General features: G+C 52.9%; 22 protein-coding genes and 2 pseudogenes. 16 read left to right on the top strand and 8 right to left on the bottom strand.

What is annotated here, in order from left to right; all coding sequences use genetic code 11:
* Positions 1-79 precede the first annotated feature (79 nt).
* The 4 genes from NM10_RS11245 to NM10_RS11230 all read right to left on the bottom strand — a co-directional run bounded on the left by NM10_RS11245 (position 80) and on the right by NM10_RS11230 (position 3,583).
* Positions 80-1,480 (bottom strand): FAD-binding oxidoreductase, encoded by a 1,401-nt coding sequence (locus NM10_RS11245; protein WP_020311675.1) that lies wholly within the window; start codon positions 1,478-1,480, stop codon positions 80-82.
* A gap of 66 nt (positions 1,481-1,546) precedes the next feature.
* Complete coding sequence (locus tag NM10_RS11240; RefSeq protein ID WP_020311674.1) at positions 1,547-1,975, bottom strand: hypothetical protein; 429 nt, start codon at positions 1,973-1,975, stop codon at positions 1,547-1,549.
* A 16-nt stretch (positions 1,976-1,991) separates the two neighbouring features.
* Entirely contained in the window at positions 1,992-3,338 is a 1,347-nt protein-coding gene (locus NM10_RS11235) for an MFS transporter (protein ID WP_020311673.1), read from the bottom strand.
* 35 nt (positions 3,339-3,373) lie between these two features.
* Positions 3,374-3,583 (bottom strand): hypothetical protein, encoded by a 210-nt coding sequence (locus NM10_RS11230; protein ID WP_020311672.1) that lies wholly within the window; start codon positions 3,581-3,583, stop codon positions 3,374-3,376.
* 443 nt (positions 3,584-4,026) lie between these two features.
* On the opposite strand from NM10_RS11230, the gene NM10_RS11225 reads away from it, so the two are divergent.
* From NM10_RS11225 to NM10_RS11210, 4 genes are read left to right on the top strand one after another with little or no spacing between them, the layout of a single operon-like run.
* Positions 4,027-5,181 carry an amidohydrolase gene (locus tag NM10_RS11225; protein WP_071601857.1) on the top strand — a complete coding sequence of 385 codons (1,155 nt, stop codon included), beginning with the start codon at positions 4,027-4,029 and terminating at the stop codon, positions 5,179-5,181.
* Positions 5,178-6,200, top strand: a complete 1,023-nt coding sequence (locus NM10_RS11220; RefSeq protein ID WP_020311670.1) for a methionine ABC transporter ATP-binding protein — start codon at positions 5,178-5,180, stop codon at positions 6,198-6,200. The genes NM10_RS11225 and NM10_RS11220 overlap by 4 nt, the downstream gene beginning before the upstream one ends.
* Positions 6,200-6,859: a methionine ABC transporter permease gene (locus NM10_RS11215; RefSeq protein ID WP_020311669.1), complete on the top strand. Its 660-nt coding sequence runs from the start codon at positions 6,200-6,202 to the stop codon at positions 6,857-6,859. Before NM10_RS11220 ends, NM10_RS11215 begins: the two co-directional genes overlap by 1 nt.
* Positions 6,860-6,907: 48 nt before the next feature.
* Complete coding sequence (locus NM10_RS11210; RefSeq protein WP_020311668.1) at positions 6,908-7,747, top strand: MetQ/NlpA family ABC transporter substrate-binding protein; 840 nt, start codon at positions 6,908-6,910, stop codon at positions 7,745-7,747.
* Positions 7,748-7,758: 11 nt separating this feature from the next.
* Here NM10_RS11210 and NM10_RS11205 read toward each other — a convergent pair whose 3' ends face one another.
* From NM10_RS11205 to NM10_RS11200, 3 genes and pseudogenes are all read right to left on the bottom strand, one after another.
* Positions 7,759-8,337 (bottom strand): HAD family hydrolase, encoded by a 579-nt coding sequence (locus NM10_RS11205; RefSeq protein ID WP_256378991.1) that lies wholly within the window; start codon positions 8,335-8,337, stop codon positions 7,759-7,761.
* A gap of 59 nt (positions 8,338-8,396) precedes the next feature.
* Positions 8,397-8,444, bottom strand: a pseudogene (locus NM10_RS15070) (hypothetical protein); the annotation flags it as partial.
* A gap of 70 nt (positions 8,445-8,514) precedes the next feature.
* A complete protein-coding gene (locus NM10_RS11200; protein WP_020311666.1) occupies positions 8,515-9,441 on the bottom strand; it encodes a metal ABC transporter substrate-binding protein in 927 nt (308 codons plus the stop codon).
* A 129-nt stretch (positions 9,442-9,570) separates the two neighbouring features.
* Here NM10_RS11200 and NM10_RS11195 point away from each other — a divergent pair, with 129 nt between their 5' ends.
* Genes NM10_RS11195 through NM10_RS11185 form a run of 3 tightly spaced genes read left to right on the top strand, consistent with a single transcriptional unit; the run spans position 9,571 to position 11,478 of the window.
* On the top strand, positions 9,571-10,245 hold the full coding sequence (locus NM10_RS11195) for a metal ABC transporter ATP-binding protein (RefSeq protein WP_020311665.1): 675 nt from the start codon (positions 9,571-9,573) through the stop codon (positions 10,243-10,245).
* Positions 10,238-11,056, top strand: a complete 819-nt coding sequence (locus tag NM10_RS11190) for a metal ABC transporter permease (protein ID WP_020311664.1) — start codon at positions 10,238-10,240, stop codon at positions 11,054-11,056. The genes NM10_RS11195 and NM10_RS11190 overlap by 8 nt, the downstream gene beginning before the upstream one ends.
* Positions 11,053-11,478 carry a Fur family transcriptional regulator gene (locus NM10_RS11185; protein ID WP_020311663.1) on the top strand — a complete coding sequence of 142 codons (426 nt, stop codon included), beginning with the start codon at positions 11,053-11,055 and terminating at the stop codon, positions 11,476-11,478. Before NM10_RS11190 ends, NM10_RS11185 begins: the two co-directional genes overlap by 4 nt.
* A 332-nt stretch (positions 11,479-11,810) precedes the next feature.
* On the opposite strand, the gene NM10_RS11180 is transcribed toward NM10_RS11185, so the two are convergent.
* A complete protein-coding gene (locus tag NM10_RS11180) occupies positions 11,811-12,335 on the bottom strand; it encodes a nitroreductase family protein (protein ID WP_020311662.1) in 525 nt (174 codons plus the stop codon).
* Positions 12,336-12,588: 253 nt separating this feature from the next.
* On the opposite strand from NM10_RS11180, the gene NM10_RS11175 reads away from it, so the two are divergent.
* From NM10_RS11175 to lonC, 9 genes and pseudogenes are all read left to right on the top strand, one after another.
* Entirely contained in the window at positions 12,589-12,891 is a 303-nt protein-coding gene (locus tag NM10_RS11175) for an ArsR/SmtB family transcription factor (protein WP_020723714.1), read from the top strand.
* 42 nt (positions 12,892-12,933) lie between these two features.
* Positions 12,934-13,416 carry a SixA phosphatase family protein gene (locus NM10_RS11170; RefSeq protein ID WP_020311660.1) on the top strand — a complete coding sequence of 161 codons (483 nt, stop codon included), beginning with the start codon at positions 12,934-12,936 and terminating at the stop codon, positions 13,414-13,416.
* A gap of 16 nt (positions 13,417-13,432) precedes the next feature.
* On the top strand, positions 13,433-14,239 hold the full coding sequence (thiD, locus tag NM10_RS11165; RefSeq protein WP_020311659.1) for a bifunctional hydroxymethylpyrimidine kinase/phosphomethylpyrimidine kinase: 807 nt from the start codon (positions 13,433-13,435) through the stop codon (positions 14,237-14,239).
* Positions 14,236-15,081 carry a hypothetical protein gene (locus NM10_RS11160; RefSeq protein ID WP_020311658.1) on the top strand — a complete coding sequence of 282 codons (846 nt, stop codon included), beginning with the start codon at positions 14,236-14,238 and terminating at the stop codon, positions 15,079-15,081. Before thiD ends, NM10_RS11160 begins: the two co-directional genes overlap by 4 nt.
* 205 nt (positions 15,082-15,286) lie before the next feature.
* Positions 15,287-16,948: a ribonuclease J gene (locus NM10_RS11155; protein ID WP_020311657.1), complete on the top strand. Its 1,662-nt coding sequence runs from the start codon at positions 15,287-15,289 to the stop codon at positions 16,946-16,948.
* A gap of 78 nt (positions 16,949-17,026) precedes the next feature.
* Positions 17,027-17,983 (top strand): YybS family protein, encoded by a 957-nt coding sequence (locus NM10_RS11150; protein WP_020311656.1) that lies wholly within the window; start codon positions 17,027-17,029, stop codon positions 17,981-17,983.
* An 18-nt stretch (positions 17,984-18,001) separates the two neighbouring features.
* Positions 18,002-20,017, top strand: coding sequence for a DHH family phosphoesterase (locus NM10_RS11145; protein ID WP_020311655.1), 2,016 nt, complete (start codon positions 18,002-18,004; stop codon positions 20,015-20,017).
* The gene (gene rplI / locus NM10_RS11140) at positions 20,014-20,460 is read left to right on the top strand and encodes a 50S ribosomal protein L9 (RefSeq protein ID WP_020311654.1); all 447 of its coding nucleotides are present in this window, start codon (positions 20,014-20,016) and stop codon (positions 20,458-20,460) included. The genes NM10_RS11145 and rplI overlap by 4 nt, the downstream gene beginning before the upstream one ends.
* Before the next feature lie 22 nt (positions 20,461-20,482).
* A pseudogene (gene lonC, locus NM10_RS11135) lies at positions 20,483-22,401 on the top strand (Lon family ATP-dependent protease).
* Position 22,402: the final 1 nt, after the last annotated feature.

The following is a 22,402-nucleotide window of genomic DNA, read 5'->3' as shown; positions in this document are numbered from 1 at the left end:
TAACCCCTATCCCCTAACCCCTAACCACTAACCACTAGCCACTTAAAAAGGGCTTGTCGAATGACGACAAGCCCTTTCTTCACGCCTCAATCACTTTCCCCGGGTTGAGGATGTCTTTCGGGTCCATGGCCCGCTTGATGGTCTTCATGATTTTCAGTTCGCCTTTTGGCGTGAACTGTTCCATATATTTCAGCTTCTTGGCACCGATGCCATGTTCACCGGCCAGGCGGCCGCCGACGCTGTAGGCATAGGCGTAGACCTGCTGGTGGAATTCTTCGACGTTCTTTTCCCATTCTTCGTCGCTCATATCCATCTTGCAGAGGACGATGTGCAGGTTGCCGTCGCCGATATGGGCGTTGATCTTGACTTCAAAAGGATAGTTCTTACCGATGTCCATGATTTTTTCAATGGTCCCGGCGATTTTATGTACCGGAACGACGACGTCGTCCGTGAGGAAGACCTTGCTCTGGAGTTCGACGGACGTCTGGCAGTTACGGCGCATATTCCAGACGCGGTCGTCAGCTTCCAGGACTTCGGCAGCGCCCGATTCTTCACAGATCGTGCAGACAGCGTCCATCTTGGTGTCCAATTCGTCTTCGTGGAACGTTTCGACGGTGATGATGACGTAAATGCCGTCGTCGTAGTGCGGCATGTCCTTGTAATGGCAGTAGTCAGCGCAGCCGCGGACGTAGGAATTGTCCATGTATTCGACGCTGGTCGGGTCGATGCCGGCTTTCATCAGCTTCGGCACCATGTGCAGGGCCTGGCGCGGGTCCGTGTAGATGGCCAGGACGTCGAAGCGGTACGGCGGCAGGGGGATGAGCTTGACTGTGACTTTGGTGATGATGCCCAGCGTCCCTTCACTGCCGATGATGAGCTGTTCCAGGTCGTAGCCGGTAGAGCATTTCTTGAGGATGCGGCCGCATTCGACGATATCCCCTGTAGGCGTGACGATTTCCAGGCAGTAGACCTGGTCGCGGGTGACGCCATAGCGGACGGCGCGCAGGCCGCCGGCATTGGTGGCCAGGTTGCCGCCGATGAGGCAGCTTTCGGCGCTGGACGGGTCGCCGGCATACATGAGACCGACTTTTTTGGCGGCGTTCTGCAAGTCTACCGTGCGGACGCCGGCTTCGACGGTCATGTACATGCCTTCTTCATTCAGTTCGATGATCTTGTTGAGACGGTCCATGCAGAGGACCAGGCCGCCGCAGACAGGGATGGCACCGTCGGCCAGGCTGGTGCCGCCGCTGCGGACGGTAATGGGGAAGTCGTATTCATTGGCCAATTTGACGATGTCCGAGATTTCCTGGGCATTGGCCGGTGATACGGCTGCTTCCGGGAGATGGAACATGGCCGGATTGGTTTCATAGTCTGTCTGATACTGTAAGAGCAGGTCTTTATCGGTCTTGACATAAGTCGGACCGGTAATGGCCTTTAATTTTTCAATGATTTCTGCCGTAATAGGCTGATAAGTTTTCAAGCGAAGGGCCTCCTTATAAAAATCGGTTGTCTTATTTTACCACGCCCGCTTTGCTTAGGGAAGGCATCAGAACTTGAAATCGATTGTTGCCGAGACGCCGACGCCCTGGACGCGGCTGAGGTTGGTGACATTCGTCGTCGCCATTGGGATGAGGGCATTGGCCCGGGCGATGCCGTTGAATTCCCCTTCCAGCTGAGCCACGGCCTTGACCTTTTCGACCTGTGCTGATGGGCCGATGACCTGGACGGCGCCGATATATTTACCCGTACCGACACTGACGATGGGGACGACTTTCGTCGCGTAGTCCGTGCCGACGCCGTTCTTCATGAGCAGTTTGTTGAGGAAATCATTGATGGAATCGCCGTATTTGGAAACGAGGACGGAAATACCGCCGACTTTCAGGATAGAGCCGAGGTTGAAGGCCTGGACGGCCGTGCCGCCGGCAAAGCCGAGGAGCGATGCGACCGTAACGGCTGCGATGAGTTGTTTTTTCATGGAAATACCTCCTAATTTACACTTTTTTGGGACTTGTGCCGCGGGCCAGCGAGGCCGTGACGGCGAGGAAACAGAGGACGGCCAAGATGACGAACGAAGCGTGCAGGGCGGCCACGACGCCATCCGCATAAGACGGCTGTTTGGCCGTCTCTGTCGTCATGATGAAGGTGACGACGGCCATGCTCAGGGCCTGGCCGAGGTTGCGCGATAAGGCCAGGATGCTCGAAGCGATGCCGTGATGCATCTTTTTGACCGACCCCATGATGGCGCTGTTGTTGGGCGCGCCGAACAGGGCTGCGCCCAGGCCGATGAAGACCAGGAATATGGCGGCGCCGCTGACGGGGATGTGCGGGAACAGGGCGAATGCCGTCAGCCCCAGGGCCGTCAGGACGAGGCCGATAGAGGCGATGCCTCGCGGGCCGTATTTATCCGACAAGTCGCCGGCCCGGGGCGACAAGAAGGCCATGATGATGGGCTGGACCAGGAGGATGGCTCCGGATACAGCCGGCGGCAGGCCGAGGATGACCTGGAAATAGAGGGACAACAGGAAGGACACGGCATACGTGGAGCTGTACTGGATGAGGGCAGCCAGGTTGGACATGGAAAAAGTCAGGTTGCGGAACAGATAGAGTGGCAGCAGGGGGTGGAAGGACTTGCCTTCATGGATGACGAAGATGACCAGCAAGACCAGGCCAATCCAGAAAAAAGCACTGTAATCTTCAAAGGATGATAGCCCGTACAGCGCGCAGAGGATGCCGCTGACCGATAAGGCAGAGCTGACGAGGTTGACGAAGGGAGCGCCGTTGGCATACCATTCTTCTTTGATGGGCCGGATGAAGGCGTACGAAATGATGATGGCCAGGGCAGACAAGAGGAAGATACAGCGCCAGCCGACGAACTGCGTCAGGGCGCCGCCGATGACCGGACCCAGGGACAGGCCAAGATAGGTCAGGGCAACGGCCCGGCCGAGGATATGGCCCTGATGGGCTTCATCCGTCGTGGCCAGGAGCAGGGGCATATAGGATACATAGACGCCGGACAGGGCGATGCCCTGGATGGCCCGCAAGATGATGAGCATCGTCAGGGTCTGGGCGAAGGCCGCCGCCGCTGTCGCCATGGCAAAGACGATGAGCGACAGGGAATAGGTCCGCCGCCGTCCATGGACATCGGAGACCTTTCCCAAAGGCAGGAGAAAAGCAGCCGTCGTCATCAAGAAAATCGTCACGACCCAGCTCATGCGGTCCGGCGCGACGCCGAACTGACCGGCCATGACGGGGATGGCGATATTGATAGACGTAGAAAGAAAAGGCCCGACAAAACTGATCAGGCAAATCGAGTAAAAAATCCGTTTTTCCGTCGACATATCCGCACCTCACAAACGTAATCATTCTGCTCCTATTATACCATATGAGCCGGAGCCGGTGGGAGCTGGCGGAGAAAATCGCGGACTAAGAACGTGCAGAAATAAGGAAAGGTGTAAATATCGTTTTCATGGCCGATGTTGCCGCCGATGAGCTTGATGCCGAAGCGGATGTCACTATAAGACGGGCTTTTCGACGAAAAACGGCTTTTTCTGAGGACGCTCTTTCCACTGAATGAGGAAGTCATCGATTTTTCGCTTTAAAAGCAGTATCTGAGCGAGTCAAAATAATGTTTGTTATAATGATATGCTAACGTGAATTTTTTTGCTAATTTATTAGAAAATATATAAAAAGATGAAACTATACTTGACAAGTAGCCTTTTGAATAGTACCATAGGCGTAAACATTGAGAAATGCGATAACCAAAACAAGTACATCTGTGTACTGCGTCAGAGAGTGCAGGTCTGGGGCTGAAAGCCTGCATCGTTGGGAAACAGGATGGAATGCCTTTGGTTGCATGGCTGCGGAATTTAGTATGCAGCTGCGTCTGACCGGCGTTACACGGTTATGAGATACAGTTTTGGCTGTAAACAGAGTGGAACCGCGGGCCACCGTCTCTGTCATAGGAGATGGTGGCCTGTTTGTATATCCACAGAAGGATATAGAGAAAATGAGAAAGAGGGGTTATGAATGATACAGGACATAAATCAATATATTCATGATGAATTTCAATGGTTCCATCGTCATCCGGAACTATCTTTTAAAGAAATAGAGACGACCAAACGGATCCGTCAAGACTTACAAAAAGGCGGGCTTCATATTTTGAATCTGCCTTTGGAGACGGGCGTCGTTGCAGAGGTCGGAACAGGAAAACATCCTATTGTTGCTATCCGCTGCGATATTGATGCCCTGCCGGTTACGGAAAAAGCTGACGTACCTCATCGGTCAGAACATCCCGATTGTATGCATGCTTGCGGACATGACTTCCATACAGCTTCTATTTTGGGGGCAGCTTATTTATTGAAAGCACGGGAAGCCGATATTCAAGGAACTATCCGTATTATTTTCCAGCCGGGAGAAGAAGGTCCGAGCGGAGCCTTGAAAATCATTGAAACGGGCATTATTGATGATGTCGATGCGATTTTTGGAATGCACTGCACGCCCCTTCTCGATGTCGGTCAAATGGGGATCATCGATGGTCCGGCCATGGCGGCTGTCGATGCTTTTCGTATTACTTTTCATGGCAAGGGCGTCCATGCAGCTCATCCGGATAAAGGTATCGATCCCATCGTAACAGCGTCTGCTTTTGTCGGTGCTGTCCAGACTGTGGTCAGCAGGAATATGGATCCCTTCGCCGCTACTTTGGTCAGCGTTACCCATATTGAAGGCGGTCACAACTGGAATGTCATTCCTGATGAAACTTTTGTTGAAGGTACGACGCGGAGTATGAGTAAAGAAGGGCGGCAGGCTATTCGCAATCATATCGAATCCTTGGCCTCTTCCACCGCTGCTGCTTATGGCGCCAAGGCCGAAGTCCATTGGATTCCAGGGCCGCCGGCATTGATTAATGATGCTCATTGGGGAATCTTAGCCCGTAAGGTAGCTGATAAACAGGGCTTTGATAAACAACCGATGGCCCCGTCACTGGGAGGCGAAGACTTTGCCTTTTATTACGATAAGGTACCTGGCTATTTTGTTTTTGTCGGGACTGGCCATTCCTACCCGAATCACAATGCTAAATTCAAGGTAAATCCAGCCGCACTATATCCGGCTTCACAATATATGGCTGAACTGGCCTGCCAGGCAGTAGAACAGATTCAGCAAGAAGGGAGCAGCAAGGGATGATTCAATTTAAAGATGTCAGCAAGACCTTTAAAAGCAAAGGTGTTACGACACAAGCATTACAGCATGTATCACTGACTATTGATGACGGAGATATGTTTGGCGTCATCGGGTTCAGCGGTGCAGGTAAATCGACGCTGCTGCGCATGGTCAACGGCCTAGAAATGCCGACCGAAGGTCATGTAGAAATCAACGGCCAAGATTTGAGTAAAATTTCTCACAATGAAATGCGTAAACTTCGCAAATCCATTGGTATGGTCTTTCAGCAATTCAATCTTCTCGACTCGAGGACCGTTTTTGACAATGTAGCTATTCCTTTACGGCTTAATAAAGCGGATAAAGACAAGATGCATAAAAAGGTCATGGAACTTTTGGAATACGTCAATCTGGCGGATAAGGCCGATGCTTATCCGGGTCAACTTTCTGGCGGGCAAAAGCAGCGTGTTGGCATTGCTCGCGCACTGGCTACGGATCCGTCTATTCTCTTATGCGATGAAGCGACAAGTGCACTGGATCCGGAAACGACGGAATCGATTTTGCAGCTCCTTGAACGGATTCATAAAGAGTTAAATATTACCATGCTTATCGTTACGCATGAAATACAAGTTATTCAGCGTCTATGCAATCGTGTGGCCGTCATGGAACATGGTAAAGTCGTAGAAAGAGGATCTGTGCTGGAAGTCTTCAGTAATCCTCAGCAGGATATGACTAAAAAATTTGTCCGTACGGTTATTCCCGACCAGATTCCGCCGTCTGTCGTTGCCAAGATTCATGAAGAAAAAGATAATTATAAAATTTTGAAACTTCGTTTCCTTGGCGATAATGCGACAGACCACCTTATGTATCATATCAACAAAACCTTTTCCGTCCAGACGAATATCCTCTTTGCATCAGTCAATGAATTACAAAAGACGATTCTTGGTATCTTCATCCTTCAGATTATTGGGAATGATGCAGAGATTGCCAAGGTTATTCAATACATTGATGAACAGCAGGTTCAGTGGCAGGAGGTTGATTTGTAATGATTGATTTAGGTGTGCCTATGTCGCAGATTATTTTGGCGGCAGAACAGACTGTATATATGGTCTTCGTTTCGTTATTCTTAGGGACTATTTTGGCAATTATCATGTCTGTTGTCCTGGTGCTGACTAATGATGATGGCATTTTGAAGAATAAATATGTCTATACTGTTCTCAATACAGTTATCAACATTATTCGCAGTATCCCGTTTATCATCTTGATGGTTTTTATTTTGCCATTGACTAAAATGATTGTTGGGACTCGTATTGGGACGACAGCGGCTTTAGTTCCACTGGTCATTTTCATTGCGCCTTACTTGACCCGGCTTTTTGAAAATTCCATTTTGGAAGTCAGCAAGGGGATCGTGGAAGCGGCGCAGTCCATGGGAGCGTCTTATTTTGAAATCGTTTGGTATTTTCTGCTTCCTGAAGCTAAAAGCTCTCTTATTCTATCGATTACGACTGGGACTATCGGCCTTATCGGAGCGACAGCTATGGCTGGTGTCATTGGGGCCGGTGGCGTCGGTGACTTAGCTTTGACCTATGGCTATGAACGATTGAATACGCCGCTCATGTTCTTTACGGTCGTCATCTTAGTTATCTTTGTACAAATCATTCAATCCATTGGCAATCATTTTGCCTATAAGACGCGCAATCATTAAGGTTGCACACTTATCATATATAGGGATGTTCATTTAGGGGGTATTCATATGAAATGGAAAACATGGAAAAAATTTGGTGTCATTGCGATGGCCGTCATCATGGGCGCTGCTTTTCTTGCCGGTTGTGGCAGCGACAGCAATAATGCATCTAGCGCCAACAAAAAGGAACTGACGTACAGTAAGTCTCAGGGACCGTATTCCGACCTCTTTGAAAAGGGAATTAAGCCTATTTTGGAAAAGAAAGGCTATAAAGTTACCGGTAAGGATATGTCTGATTTATTGCAGGCCGATGTAGCTTTGAATGAAGGTGAAGTAGATTTCAACGTTGAACAGCATACGGCTTATATGGAAAACTTTAATCAAAAACAAAATGGCCATTTAGCGGCTATTACGCCGATTCCGACTGTTCCGGCCGGTATTTTCCCGGGTTCTAAGACTTCTTTGGACCAGGTTGCTGATGGCGATACGATTGCCGTTCCAAACGATGCTTCTAATACAGCTCGTGCTTATGCCCTGATCCAGAAAATCGGCTGGATTAAATTGGATCCCAATAAAGACTTGTCGACAGTTACCCAGCAGGATATCGTAGAAAATCCGCATCACTTGAAATTTACAGAAATGAAATCTTTAACTATCCCATCTGTACGCAGTGATTTCAGTTACATTGTCATCACTGGCGCTATCATTTACAATGCTAAAATCGATCCTCAGACGGCTTTGGCTAAAGAAGATATCTTACCGCATCTCCTGTTACAGCTCGTTGTCCAGGATAAAGATAAAGATGCACAATGGGTCAAAGATATTGCCGATGCATACCATTCCGACGAATTCAAAGAGTATATGAAGAAAAACAATAATGGCCTTTGGTTCGTACCTGAGGGAGAATAATCGCTAGTTTTTTAAAAGAACCTGGCGATTTCTTCCGGCGTATCGACGAGGAAGCGGGCACCGTGGGCTTTCAAAAAAGTTTTGGAACGAAAACCCCAGGTGACGCTGATGCAGTCCAGGCCTGCGTTTTTGGCGGTCTGGATGTCGATTTCAGAATCGCCGATGTAAACAGCCTGTTCCGGCGTGAGTCCTAAGTCTTTCAAGGCTTTGAGGACCATGTCCGGCGCAGGCTTTCGCCGTATCTGGGGCTGTTCGCCCAGGGAGAGATCGAAGAGGTCCTGAAAATAGTCGGCTGTCAGTTTCTGTACGGCCGGGTCGGGTTTATTAGAGACGACGGCCGTTTGGATGCCATTGGCCCGGAGCTGGCGGAGGAGCTGGCTGATGCCGGTGTATTCTCCCGTCTGGATGGCGCAGTGGGCGGCATAGTAGGGACGGAAGATGTCCTGGATGCGGCGGACTTCCTGGGCATCGACACGCGGTGTAATCGTATCGCCGTCCTGGCCGACGTATTCCAGCTGTTCGTAAGAGGCAATCCCCTTTTCAATGGCCAAGCGCGGGTAATGGCCACTTGGACGCCGCTGCCGAAGAATTGGCGGACCTGGGCTGTCCCATAGGCATGGTCGTGACCTGTTTCGGCTAAGACGTGGTTCAAGGCGCTGGTCAGGTCTTCCAGGGTATTGAGGACGGTACCGTCCATATCAAAAATTGCGGCTTTATATGTTTTATGTTTCATATTCTTCTCCATGGTTACTTTATTTTTTGCCATTTTAGCGCAGGCTGCTGGCATAAATCTTTTCCAGGTTGTCGCGCATGCGATCCAGGTAGGATTCGTCATCTTCACTCGTTTCGATGGTATGGATCGTTTCGACGCGGGCACCGACTTCACGGGCCAGGGTTTCTGACGTTTTCGGGCTGACCATGTCTTCGACGAAGATGGTCCGCACGTCGTTGGCCCGGCAATAGTCGGCCAGGCGGGCCAGCTGGCGGGCACTGGGTTCGCCGCTGGAAAAGACGGATTCGACGCTGTGCTGGGTCAGGCCGAAGTCGCGGCAGAGGTAGGCAAAGGCAGCGTGGCCGGTGACGAAATCCTTGCGGGGAACGCTGGCGAATTTGCGGGCATATTCGTCTTGCAGGGCCTGGAGCTGTTTTTTGTAATTCGCCGCATTGTTGCGGTAATAGTCGGCGTTGGCCGGGTCGGCTTCAGCCAGGGCGGCGGCGATGTTAGATACTTCGATTTGGGCGTTTACCAGGCTCAGCCAGATGTGAGGGTCGTAGGCGCCGTGTTCTTTGACATCTTCCTCATCGGTCAGGGCGATGGGCGTGACGCCTTGCGAGGCATTGACCGTATGGAGGGATGTATTCTTGGCTGCTTCGACGACCTTAGGGGCCCACGGTTCCATGCCCAGGCCGCTGTAAACGAAGAGCTGAGATTTACCGAGATGTTTAATAGTCTGCGTCGTCGGTTGGAATTCATGGGGCTCTGTCCCATCGGGGATGAGGGTGTAAACATCGACTTTATCACCGCCTACGGCTTGAGTGAACTCTTTCAGAGCGTCGAAAGTGACAGCGACTTTTAATTTCCCGTCATCGGGGACATCGGCGGCGGGACCACAGCCAGCCAGGCCGATGATGCATAAGCAGGCCGCCAGGACCATGCCGTAACGGGCCAGGCGGTTGAGGGTATGTAACAACATTGATAAGACCTCCTATGGCGTCCATCGTATCACGGGCGCCTTTTTTTGTCAATTATTTGCAAATGCCTTGCATTTTCGTTTTCACGGGGCTATAATAAGGGCTCGAGACTACGACAAGGGAGGCAAGCTATGATTGATTTACAGCACGTTTATTTCGCCTATGAACACGGTCAGTACCTGTTAGAAGATGTCAACATGACCATCCGCGACGGCGACTATATTTCCGTCGTCGGTGAAAACGGCAGCGGCAAGAGTACGCTCATCAAACTCATCCTGGGCCTGTTGTCGCCGAGCTGGGGGTCCATTTCCAATACCTATCGCCATCGGGCCTATGTGCCCCAGCGCTTCGAGACGCTGAACAGCCAGTTCCCGATTACGGTCTGGGAAGTCCTCAACTGTTACCGCCAGGTCCTGCACTTGAAGCATAAAGAAATCATCCGGGACTGCCTGGAACAGATGAATGTCTATTCCCTGAAGGACCAGCTCATCGGCAACCTGTCCGGCGGCCAGTGCCAGAAGGTCCTCATCGCCCGGGCCCTCATGGGCCATCCGGACCTGCTCATCTTCGATGAACCGTCGACGGGAATCGATGTGCGCAGTCAGGAAGAGCTCTACCCGTTTATCAAGGATTTAAATGAAAATAAAGGCGTCACGGTCATTACGGTCGAACACAATCTGAAATTCGCTGTCCGCAATTCGACGAAGATGTTCCACGTCGTCGGTGGCCGCGGCCATTTCTGCTCGCCCAAGGCATATCTCGATGAATATGTATCAGCACGATGGGAGGGGATAAGTAATGTTTGAATATGCCTTTATGCAGAATGCTTTTATCGTAGCCCTGCTCATTTCTATCGTCTGCCCGCTCATCGGCATGTTCCTGGTCCTGCGCCGCTATTCCATGATTGGCGACGCCTTGTCCCATGCGTCCCTGGCCGGCGTGGCTGTGGGTCTCCTCTTTGACTGGAACCCCGTTCTCAGCGCCTTTGGCCTGACCAGTTTCTTCGGCATCCTCATCGAAGTCCTGCGCCGCCGCTTCCGCCGTTATGCCGAGCTCATCCTGGTCATCATCTTATCTCTCTCCGTGGGCATTGCCATTACCATCATCAGTGCCGGCCTGGTCCACACGAATGTCGAATCCTTCTTGTTCGGCAGTATCCTCACCGTGTCGACGGGCGATGTCTACTCCGTCGTCGCCCTCAGCGTCATCTCCCTGGCCGTCATTGCCAGACTCTATCCCCAGCTGGTCATGCTGACCTTTGATGAAGACGGAGCGCAGATTGCCGGTGTCCGCAGCAAGCTCATCAACTATATCTTTGCCGTCCTGGTAGCGGCGACGATTTCCGTTTCTATCCGCATCGTCGGCATCCTGGTCATCAGCTCCCTCATCGCCCTGCCCGTGGCGACGGCCCTGCAGCTGCGCAAAGGCTTCCGGCGGACCCTCATTTACTCCGTCGTCTTCAGCTTCATCGACATTCTGTCGGGCCTGCTGCTGTCGTACTACATCGATGCTGCGCCTGGCGGCGTCACGGCCTTGACGTCAGTTGCCATGCTGCTTCTGGTCATTGCCTATAAAGAATGTGTCTTTTCCCTGCAAGAAAAGAGGCGCCGTCCATGAATGACGATTATAAAGCCTGTTTACGCGAACATGGCCTGAAGAGTACCAAGGCCCGCAACGGCGTCCTGGATATCCTGAGCCGGGAAACCAGTGTCGTGACCGTCGAAACCGTCTATGCAGCCCTGTTGGAACAAGGATGTAAAGTCAATTTTTCCACAGTGTACCGCATCCTGGAAATGTTTACAGAGCGTAAACTGACAGAAAAGATATTCCTCCCCGATGAAGGGAAATACGGCTTTTCCCTCCGCCGTCCCGGCCATACACACAGGCTCATCTGTTTACAATGCCATAAAGTCGTGGATCTAGCTCATTGTCCGCTCAGCGACTATGAAAAAGAAGTGGCCCAAAAGACACAGTTCGACATCGTCGGCCACAGCCTGGAACTCTACGGCTATTGCCCGGAATGTAAGAAGGGGAGATAATCGCTAGTGGTTAGTGGTTAGTGGTTAGTGGTTAGTGGTTAGTGGTTAGTGGTTAGTGGTTAGTGGTCATTTGCTAGGAGCATCACCCAAATTCCTAACGGGTCGCCCACGTGGCGGGCCTTACTAGAAAAGGGACTACGCATGATGGTATAAGCCTTCATACGATAGTCCCTTTTCTAGTAGTGGTTGTTATTAAATTTATAAAAAAGAAAAAGCAACCTCTCAGTCAGCTTTGCTGACAGCTCTCCTATGAGGAGAGCCACGAACTGCGGCCTGCGAACTGCGGTCTGCGGGCGCCCCACGGGGCGCCCCTACGAGCCACTAACCACTATTTACTTAACAAATTTAATGAAATCCGGTTTCCGCGGGGCTGCGGCCGGTTCCGGGCCGTCGCCGTAGCCGACGATGCAGTGGCCGACGCCGACGAGGTGTTCCGGCAGGCCCCATTCTTTGAGGAGGGCTTTCCCTTCGGGCGTTTCAAATTCTTCTTTGGCCCGGTTGATCCAGCACGAGCCGAGGTGCAGGGAAGCGGCGGCATTCATGAGATTGCCCAGGATGAGGCAGCCGTCGGACCAGGCGTTGGGGGATTTTTCCATGTCGGCCAGGACCAGGAGGACCGTCGGGGCGCCGTACATGGGGTCATTCGTCGTGCCCATGATTTTGGCGTTGAGAGCGCTCAGGCGGGCCAGGGTATCCGTATCCTGGATGACGACGATGGTACAGGGCTGCAGGCCACGACCGCTGGCTGCATAGGTGCCGGCCTGGAGAATCAGATACAAGTCTTCATCGCTGATCTGGGCCTTTTTGTACTTGCGGACGCTGCGCCGCGTGATGAGGGTATGGATGGTTTCATTCATGACATTCACTCCTAAGTAAAAGTATTTTGTTGCGATTTTGTTATCATTATAGGGCATTTTTGATTTAGAGGAAAGGCTTTTGCCAGGACATTTCACGCCTTTTTAGGACTTTTTATAATTCCTTCATAATTCATTTACCTTGTCTGTACCTGTGCGGGCCTTATTTGTGACGCCTCTAGCAGTATATGTGAAAAGTGTGCTATAATAAAACGATTAAGACAGACAGTGATAAACAGCATTAGGAGCGATTGCATTGAAACGACGAGCACCGGAACTTTCACAACAATATATCCAGCCTTTGGCCGATGTCTTCAAAGTCCTCGGCGATCCGACACGGCTGCGCATATTGCGCGTCCTCATGAATCAGGAAGTCTGCGTCCGGGATATTGCCGATGAACTCGGTATGGGCCAGTCTGCTGTGTCCCATCAGCTGCGCATCCTGCGCGATGCCCGGCTGGTCCAGTTCCGCCGGGACGGCAAGACCGTATACTATTCGCTGGCCGATGCCCATGTCTTTACGCTGCTCGACGTCGGCCTGGAGCATGTTGCCGAATAAAAGGGGTACATAAAAGGGGAGTAGTTTATGTATGTTTGTTTAATGCGTCACGGAAAGGCCCAGCCTTTTGATCTGCATCAGCCGGATAAACTGCGTGAACTGACTGAAAAAGGGTGTAATCAGGCTTCGTCCATGGCGAAATGGGCCTCGTCATGGTGGCCGTCGGGGAAAACGGCCCTGTGGGTCAGCCCATACGTGCGGACGTGTCAGACAGCCGCTTATTTAGAAAAGCATCTGCCTATTGAGCAGTTCCATACGCATAAAGCCATCGCTTCTGGTGACTTAGTCGCCGTATACAACGAGATTTTGAGCCGGGAAACAGCTGATGTCGTGTGCATCATCGGCCATTCGCCGTTCCTTGACCGCTGGGCTCAGGCCTGGACGGGGACGGCTGTCGACTTCAAGACGGGCAGCATGGCCCTGTTCGACTTCGACGTCCACGGCGGCCGCATCGGTTCGGCATCGCTGCTTTTCTATGTCCATCCGAAGGCCTTGAAATTTTTGGGACCTTCTTACAAAGAATAAATTGGAGGTTGTACTCATGATGAAACATGTATTATCCATTGCCGGGACGGATCCTTCTGGCGGAGCCGGTGCCGCTGCGGATTGCAAGACTTTTTGTGCCCACGGCTGCTTTGCCTTGAATGTCATTACGGCCGTCGTTTCCCAGAACACCCAGGGCGTGCGCGGCTATATGGACATCACGCCGGACCTCATTGCTTCGCAGATCGATGCGGTCTTTGAAGATATCGACGTCGACGCCGTCAAAATCGGCATGGTCAGTGTACCTGAAACGATCCGCGTCATCGCCGATAAATTGAAACAATACCAGCCGCCGTATATCGTCATCGATCCGGTCATGGTTGCTACCAGCGGCCATCGCCTGCTGGTACCGGAAGCCGAACAGACGCTGAAGGAAGTCCTCCTTCCCATGGCCGATGTCCTGACGCCGAATCTGCCGGAAGCCGAAGTGCTGACAGGGAAATCCATTGAAAGCCTGCACGACATGGAAGAAGCGGCCAAGGCCATTGCCGCCATGGGTGCCAAAGCCGTCCTGGTCAAAGGCGGTCATCGCATTGCCGATGCGACGGATATCCTCTTCGACGGCCATGATTTTCATTATTATAAGGGGAAACGCCTGGAAAGCACGAGTACCCATGGGACAGGCTGCTCCTTATCGAGCGCCATCGCCTCGAACCTGGCCAATGGCCTGAGTCTGCCAGACGCAGTCGGTGCGGCGAAAGAGTACGTCTTTGAAGGCATTGCCCATGCTGAACCCATTGGCAAGGGCCATGGCCCGATTCATCACTTTTATGAATTATATAAGAAAGCAGGGTGGACAAAATGAGATTGACACATTCTTGGAAGAAAATGTGCTGCCTGGTCATGGCAGCTGCATCGATCGGCGGTATGGCACTGGCTGCTTCACCGCAGGCAACATATGAAGAAGCGGCCCGCAACATGGCGGCCCATCCTCAGGGCTCTTATACGCTGAAACTGGGCCTCAAGATGCCCTTTGTCGGCGAAGGGGCCGTCGTCAACAATATCGACGTCCAGGAACGGCCTTTCGTCATCCAGTCCCAGGCTAAGGTAACGGGTTTTGCTGCGACGACGATGAAGAAAGTCCCTGAAGGGAAAGCCTATGCCGTCCAGAACGGGAAAAAAATCGACGTCTATTACCAGGAAGATGGCGATGAATGGGAAAAGAAGAGCTATGATTTGAAGGACAGCAAGCCCTTGGCCGATTACCTGCGTCAGGACTACAATGTCCTGGCTGGCGTGAAAAAAGTCACCGCTGCCGGCGGCAATGATTACAACGTCGTCTTCGACGCTTCCCATATCTATAATCCGGCCGACCAGGCCCAGTGGAAGAAAAACGGCATGACGGCCGAACAGATCCGCGTCATGACCAAAGTCCTCCAGGGCTTGCAGCAGTGCGGCGACTTATCGACGGTCGTCACCATCGACCCGGCGACGAAGCGCATTTCCCGCATCTCCCTGCCCTTGACGGACCAGCTGCGCAGCCTGGCCCTGACGCTGGTCGATGAATATGGCCGCAGTGACGCCGACAAGGCCGTAGCCCAGTCGTTCATCAAAATGAGCGAAGTCAGCCTGACCATCGATTGCACGGCCCTGCCCCAGGGAACACAGCTGACCGTGCCGGAAAAAGTCATCAAATCGGCAAAATAAATGTAAATTTTTTATGAAAAGTTAAGAGTTTTCACAAAAAGAGACGATAGATTATTGACAGAGTCCCGGAAATAACGGAAAATATGATAGAAGGAAGAAAATCCATTACTGTTCGTTATATCTACATATAGGATAGACCTGCAGCCTGGTCTGCCGGGCTCCGGTTGGAACGGATACAACTATATTTATTTTTAGGAGGTATATTTTGGCTAAAAAAGAAAAACTCATGGTAATTCCCTTAGGTGGTTTAGGTGAAATCGGCAAGAATATGACGGTCATCCAGTACGGGAATGATATTATCGTCATCGACGCCGGCCTGGCCTTCCCGGATGACGACATGTTCGGCATCGACCTCGTCATCCCGGACATGAGTTACTTGATTGAAAACCGGGACAAAGTACGGGCCGTCGTCATCACCCATGGTCATGAAGACCATATCGGCGGTTTGTCCTACTTGCTCAATGAAGTAAATGTGCCCGTATACGCCACCAAGCTCGTATGCGGCCTCATCGAAGGGAAACTGAAAGAAAATCACATTACGAATTATACACTGAATGAAGTGCATCATGGTGATGAAGTACAGATCGGCTGTATGAAGGTCGGCTTCATCCATACGAACCACTCCATCCCGGATGCCAGTGCCCTGTATTTCCGGACTCCCATAGGCACCATTGTCCATACAGGCGACTTTAAGATGGACCTGACGCCAGTCGATGGCCGTCAGATGGACATCCATAAATTTGCTGAATTAGGCCGCCGCGGCGTCCTGCTGCTCATGTCGGACAGCACCAATGCCGAACGGCCGGGCTACACCGAATCGGAAACGACTGTCGGCCATGCTTTCCGCAAGGCTTTCCGCGCTGCAAAAGGCCGTATCATCCTGGCGACATTCGCCTCGAATATTTCCCGTATCCAACAGGCTATCAATACGGCAGTGCAGTTCAAGCGCAAAGTCACCGTCCTCGGCCGCAGCATGGTCAACAACGTCCAGATTGCCATTGAACTGGGCTATCTCGACGTTCCCGAAGGTGTCCTCATCGAACCGGATGAACTGAACCGTTATCCCGATGACCAGATCCTCATCTTGACGACGGGCAGCCAGGGCGAACCCATGGCCGGCCTGTCGCGCATGGCTTCCAACAACCATCGCAGCGTCAGCATCATGCCTGGCGATACAGTCATCATTTCGGCTACGCCTATCCCGGGCAATGAAACCGGTGTCAGCCGCACCATTGATAACCTCATGCGCCTCGGTGCCAATGTCATCGCCGGCCGGGATAAGAAAATCCACGTATCCGGCCATGCCAGCCAGGAAGAACTGAAGCTCATGCTGGAACTGATCAAACCGAAGTATTTCATCCCTGTCCACGGCGAATACCGCATGCTCAAGACGCACGGCGACCTGGCCGTCATGATGGGCGTTGCCAAGGACCACGTCCTCATCGGCGACAACGGCCAGATCTTTGAATTCTCGAACCGTTCCGGCCATAAGACAGGCCATGTCAATGCAGGCCGCGTCTTCATCGACGGTCTCGGCGTCGGCGATGTCGGCAACATCGTCATCCGCGACCGCCAGCAGCTGGCTATGGAAGGTGTCGTCATCGTCGTCATGACCCTGGCCAAAGGGACGAGCCATCCCCTGGCCGGCCCGGATATCGTTTCCCGCGGCTTCGTCTATGTCCGCGATTCGGAAGAATTGCTCCGCGAAGCTCATGACCGCGTCGCCGCCGTCCTCGAACGCTGCGAAGCCGGTAATATCCGCGAATGGGCTGTCATCAAGTCCCAGGTCCGCGATACGCTGAGCCGTTATCTCTATGAAAAGACACGGCGTCGTCCGATGATCCTGCCGATCATCATGGAAGTATAATTTGATATTTGTTACTGTGACAGCGGAGGCATCTCGTGCCTCCGCTGTTTCTCAGTCCCGACGAAAGGGGGAACTGTTATGGAGCAGAGGCGTGTCACCCCGCTGACGACGGCCGGCTGTTTTGCCGCCATTATGCTGGTCTTTGCGCTTCTCAGTACATACGTGCCGATTTTTTCTTTTATTGGTTATTTCATCATGCCCATTCCCATGGTCATCATTTTCATGAAATACGGTCTGCGCCAGACCTTGCTGCTGGGCGTGACCGTAGGCTTCCTCATGGGGTTGTTCATCGACCCGGTGACGGCATTGGTCCAATTCCTGAGCTTCGGTGCCGTCGGCCTGGCCCTGGGAGCTGGCTTTCGCTATGAATGGTCGGCTGTACGCCTCTTGGGGACGGTTACAGCGGCCCTGGTCGCCGTCTTCGTCGTCATCGCCCTATTGTCCTATGTTGTCCTCGACGTCAACGTCTTTACCCAGATGAACGATTTCTTCACGCAGTTCATGGACAGCATGATGGCCCAGTACCAGCAGCAGGGCATGTCTGACGTCAAATTGGCAGAAACGCGGGCCCAGCTCAACCAGGTCCGGGAGGTGCTGCCGTCGCTGCTGCCCATGTTCCTCTGTCTGGGGACGGCCATCATCGCCTACGCGAACATCAAGATTTCCCAGGTCATCCTGCGCCGTCTCGGCTTTTCGCTCAAGGCGTTTTTGCCTATTCGTTATTGGGAAATACCCCGTAGTATGATATACTTATATATATTGGCATTGGTCATGAAATACTGGGGAGTGACACGGGATATTACCTGGCTCAATATCATCGGCATGAATCTCAATCAGATTGCCTTCTTCTTCATCTGTATCCAGGGAATTGCCTTCGTCTTTTATCTCCTCAGCAGCCGTTTCCGTTTAGGGAATGGCCTTCAGGCCCTGATCCTCATCTCATTTTTTGTCATGCCTGTTTTTTCGTATGCTGCCTTTTTAGCCGGCATCTTCGACATGCTCACGAATTATAGAAAAAAAGGTCGTACGCTTTAGTACGCAGGGGGCGGAACCATGTTTAAAACGTTGCTGTCAAGGCGGTCGGAAGAACCTTTCTTCCTGATTACCGTCTTGCTGCTTATCATCATTGCCGTATATAATTGGGTCATCGCCTTGCTGGCCCTGATCCTCATCGGCGGGGCTTATGTCCTGACCCGCAAGAACCATAACGAACGCAACCGGGAAATCAGCCAGTTCTTCGATGCCATCTCCAAGAGCGTCGACCAGGCTTCGACGTATGCCGTGCAGAATCTGCCTATCGGCATTGCCATCATCGACATGCAGTCCAACTTGTGCTGGGCCAACAGCGTCTTCCGAGACTGGGTCGGCGACATCGACAACGACCAGCAGCTGGACCACATCATGCCGAACTTGAAAGTCGATAAGTTCTGGGGGAAATCGGGATATTTCTTTGAACACATCGGCGAACGCTATTACCGCGTCGTCTACAAGTATCTGCAGACCGAAGCCGCTGACGATGACAATTACCTCATCCTCTATTTTGAAGACATTACCGATACGGAACGGCAGAAGCTGAATTCCCTGGCTGCTGTCCCCGTTTTCTGCGATATCGAGATCGACAACCTGGAGGAAGTTGCCAAGGGGATGACGGCTGTCCAGCGGGCTACGCTGGTGACCAACGTCAACAACTGCCTTATCGGCGAGCTGTCCGGCCATAATTGCTTTATCTGGGCTTACGGCAATGAGAAGTACATTGCCTGCATGAGCCGGGATACGCTGGAATATTATAAGGAAGATAACTTTTCTTTCCTGGAAAAAATCCGTTCCATCCATACGGTCAACCGCATCCCCGTGACGCTCAGCATGGGCATCGCCCTCTTCCCGAGCGACGTCATTGCGGCGGGCAAAGCCAATTTCAACGAACTGGCTACGAAAGCCCGGGCCGGCCTCGACCTGGCTCTGGGCCGCGGCGGCGACCAGGTCGTCGTCTATGAAGAGGACGGATCGCCTCACTTCTACGGCGGCAAGACGCGCTGCGTCGAAAAGAATACCCGCGTCCGGGCCCGCGTCGTCGCCCAGGCCATCCACGAACTCATCGATACGAGCGATATGGTCCTGGTCATGGGACATGAACGGGAAGACTATGACAGCATCGGCGCTGCCGTCGGCGTAGCCCACATGGCCCGCCTGGCAGGCAAGCCGGTACATGTCGTCGTCAGCAATCAGACCGACGCCATCCGGCGCCTGGAAGATCAGATCATGGATAATCCCGATTTCAAGGACCTGCTCATTTCGGCAGAAACGGCGGAGAACATCTGCAACAGCCAGACCCTGCTGTTCATCGTCGATACGCACCGCCCGGACATGACCGTAGCCCCGGCTTTGCTGGACGAAACGGACCGGCGCGTCGTCATCGACCATCACCGCCGCAGTTCGGACTTCATCAAGAAGCCCTTGCTGACCTATACGGAAACGTCGAGTTCTTCGACGAGCGAACTGGTGACGGAGCTCTTGCAATATTTCCAGGAAGATGTAGAATTGACGAAGATCGAAGCGACGGCCCTCTATGCCGGCATCATCGTCGACACCAAGAACTTCGCCGTCCAGACCGGCGTGCGCACTTTCGACGCCGCGTCGTATCTGCGCCGCTGCGGAGCGGATCCGGATATCGTCCGCGAACTGTTCAGCTCTGACTTCGATACCGTCAAGGACCGGGCCCTCATCTTGTCCGGTGCCCAAATCAGCGACGGCGTCGCCATGGCCAGCTGCCCCAAGGGTCAGCGCAATGCCACCATCATCGCCGCCCAGGTAGCGGATATGCTCATCAACATCGACAGCGTCGAAGCCAGCTTCACTTTCTATTATCTGGCCGATGACTGCATCGGTGTCAGCGCCCGCTCGAAAGGCGAAATCAATGTACAATTAGTCATGGAAGCTCTCGGCGGCGGCGGCCACCGTACCGTTGCCGGTGCCCAGCTGCGTGGCCGGACCCTGGTCGAAGCCCAGGGGGACGTCATGGCAGCCCTCCATGAAATCATAGATAAAGACAAGGAGATTGATGAAAAATGAAAGTAATCTTATTACAGGATGTAAAGAAACTCGGTAAGAAAGGGGACATCATCGAAGTATCGGAAGGCTATGGCCGCAACTTCCTCCTGCCCCGTAAATTAGCCGCTCCCGGCACATCGGAAAACCTCAACGATGCCAAACAGAAAAAAGCCGCTGCCAAGCATAAGGCCCAGGTCGCTTCGGATGAAGCCGTCATCCTGGCCAGCCAGCTGAAGAAAGTCGAACTGACCATTCCCGTTAAAGTCGGCGAAGGCGGCAAAGTCTTCGGTGCCATTACGGGCAAGACTATCAGCGAAGCGGCCAAGGCCCAGTACGATATCGACCTGGACAAGAAAAAAGTAGAAATCAAGGATCCGATTAAATCGCTCGGCGATTACGATGTTACCATCCGCGTCCATCCGACGATTACCAGTGTCATCAAAATACACGTTGTAGAAGGCTGATCATAAGCCATAAGGGGATACAATGAAAGAATTATTGGACAAATTATTACAGCGCCATAAGTACCTCGAACCGACGGCGGAGGAAGAACTTCGCCGTCAGGTTAACGTGCTTTATGGCGCTTTTACTGGTCTTATAGGGTCTGAAAAGATGGTCCTCCGGGCCAGTAAGTACTCTGCCTTGTCGTACATCCATTCCGAAGACCCGCGCCAGCGCCTGGTCGGACTGCAGCGCCTCATCTATGAAGACGTCTCGTATGATAAAGTACCCGATGACGATGAAGTCATCAACGTCCTCAATGAACTGGAAATGGTCCTGGCTGAGATGCTGGCCCGTCAGGCCGTAGAAGAACGGCTGGAAAAGAAAATCAGCCAGCGCATGGATGAAAAACAGCAGGAATACGTGCGGGAAATCAAGATGGAACTCATCAAGGAAGAACTGCACGACGTCGAAACGCCGCAGACCAAGCGCAAGCTCAAGGAATTGGACGACCTGGAAAACGTCCATCTTACGGAATCGGTCATGGAACGGGTACGGCCGAAACAGCTCCGGGCTATTGTCGGCCAGGAACGGGCCGTGGAAGCCATGCAGAGCAAGTTATCGTCTGTCTATCCGCAGCACCTGCTCCTCTACGGACCGCCTGGCGTCGGCAAGACGACGGCTGCCCGCATCGTCCTCGACGAAGCCAAGAAGCTGCCCTTTACACCGTTTGGCCCTGATGCGCCCTTTATCGAAACGGACGGGACGACACTGCGCTGGGATTCGCGGGATATGACCAACCCCCTCATCGGTTCGGTCCACGACCCGATTTATCAGGCGCCCGCCGCGACCTGGCCGATACGGGGATCCCGGAACCGAAGCCGGGCCTGGTCACCGAAGCCCATGGCGGCATCCTCTTCATCGACGAAATCGGGGAAGTGGACCCGATGCTGCTCAACAAGCTGCTGAAAGTCATGGAAGACAAGCGGGTCCGTTTTGAATCGGCTTATTACGACGAAGACGACCCGAATGTGCCGAAGTATATCAAGAAACTCTTTGCCGAAGGGGCTCCGGCCGACTTCATCCTCATCGGTGCGACGACGCGGGACCCGTCGGAAATCAATCCGGCCATCCGGTCGCGCTGCGCTGAAATCTTCTTTGAACCCCTCATCCCGTCGGATATCGAACAGATTGTCACCAATGCCGCTGCCCAGCTGGGGGCGGAACTGGAAGACGGCGTGGCCAAATTGATCAGTGAGTTCACCATCGAAGGCCGCAAGGCCGTCAACATCCTGGCCGATACATATGGCCTGTCTGTCTTTAAATCGGGCTCCAAGGACCACGTGCGCATCACCTGCGACCACGTCCGCCGCGTCGCCCAGATCAGCCGCCTCGTGCCTTATGTGACGGAAAAGGCCAGCGATACGCCTGTCGTCGGCAAGGTCTTCGGCCTCGGCGTCGCCGGTTACCTCGGCTCGGCCATTGAAATCGAAGCCGTCGCCTTTCCGGCGCGGGCGCCGGGGAAGGGGTATTACCGCTTCAACGATACGGCCGGTTCCATGGCCAAGGACTCCATGTTCAACGCAGCCGCTGTCGTCCGCCGCATGACCGGTAAGGAACTGTCCGATTACGACGTCAACATCAACTTCGTCGGCGGCGGCAATATCGACGGCCCGTCGGCAGGCTGTGCCATTACGACGGCCCTCATCTCGGCCATCACAGGCAAGCCGGTCCGCCAGGACATGGCCCTGACCGGGGAAATTTCCATCCAGGGCCAGGTCAAGCCCGTCGGCGGCGTCTTTGAAAAGGCTTATGGCGCCCGTCAGGCTGGCATGAAAGGAATCATCATCCCGAAAGAAAATGCTCATGATATCCCGGAACGCCATTTAGGCCTGAATATCCACTATGCCGTCACCATCGACGACGTACTGAAACTGATGTTGGTCGAACAGGAGGGAACCTAAT

This window comes from Megasphaera sp. NM10 (genome assembly GCF_000417505.1).
GTDB classification, from domain to species: domain Bacteria; phylum Bacillota; class Negativicutes; order Veillonellales; family Megasphaeraceae; genus Megasphaera; species Megasphaera intestinihominis.
The sequence above is the reverse complement of the archived record's forward strand: the minus strand, read 5'-3'. Positions and strand labels throughout refer to the sequence as shown.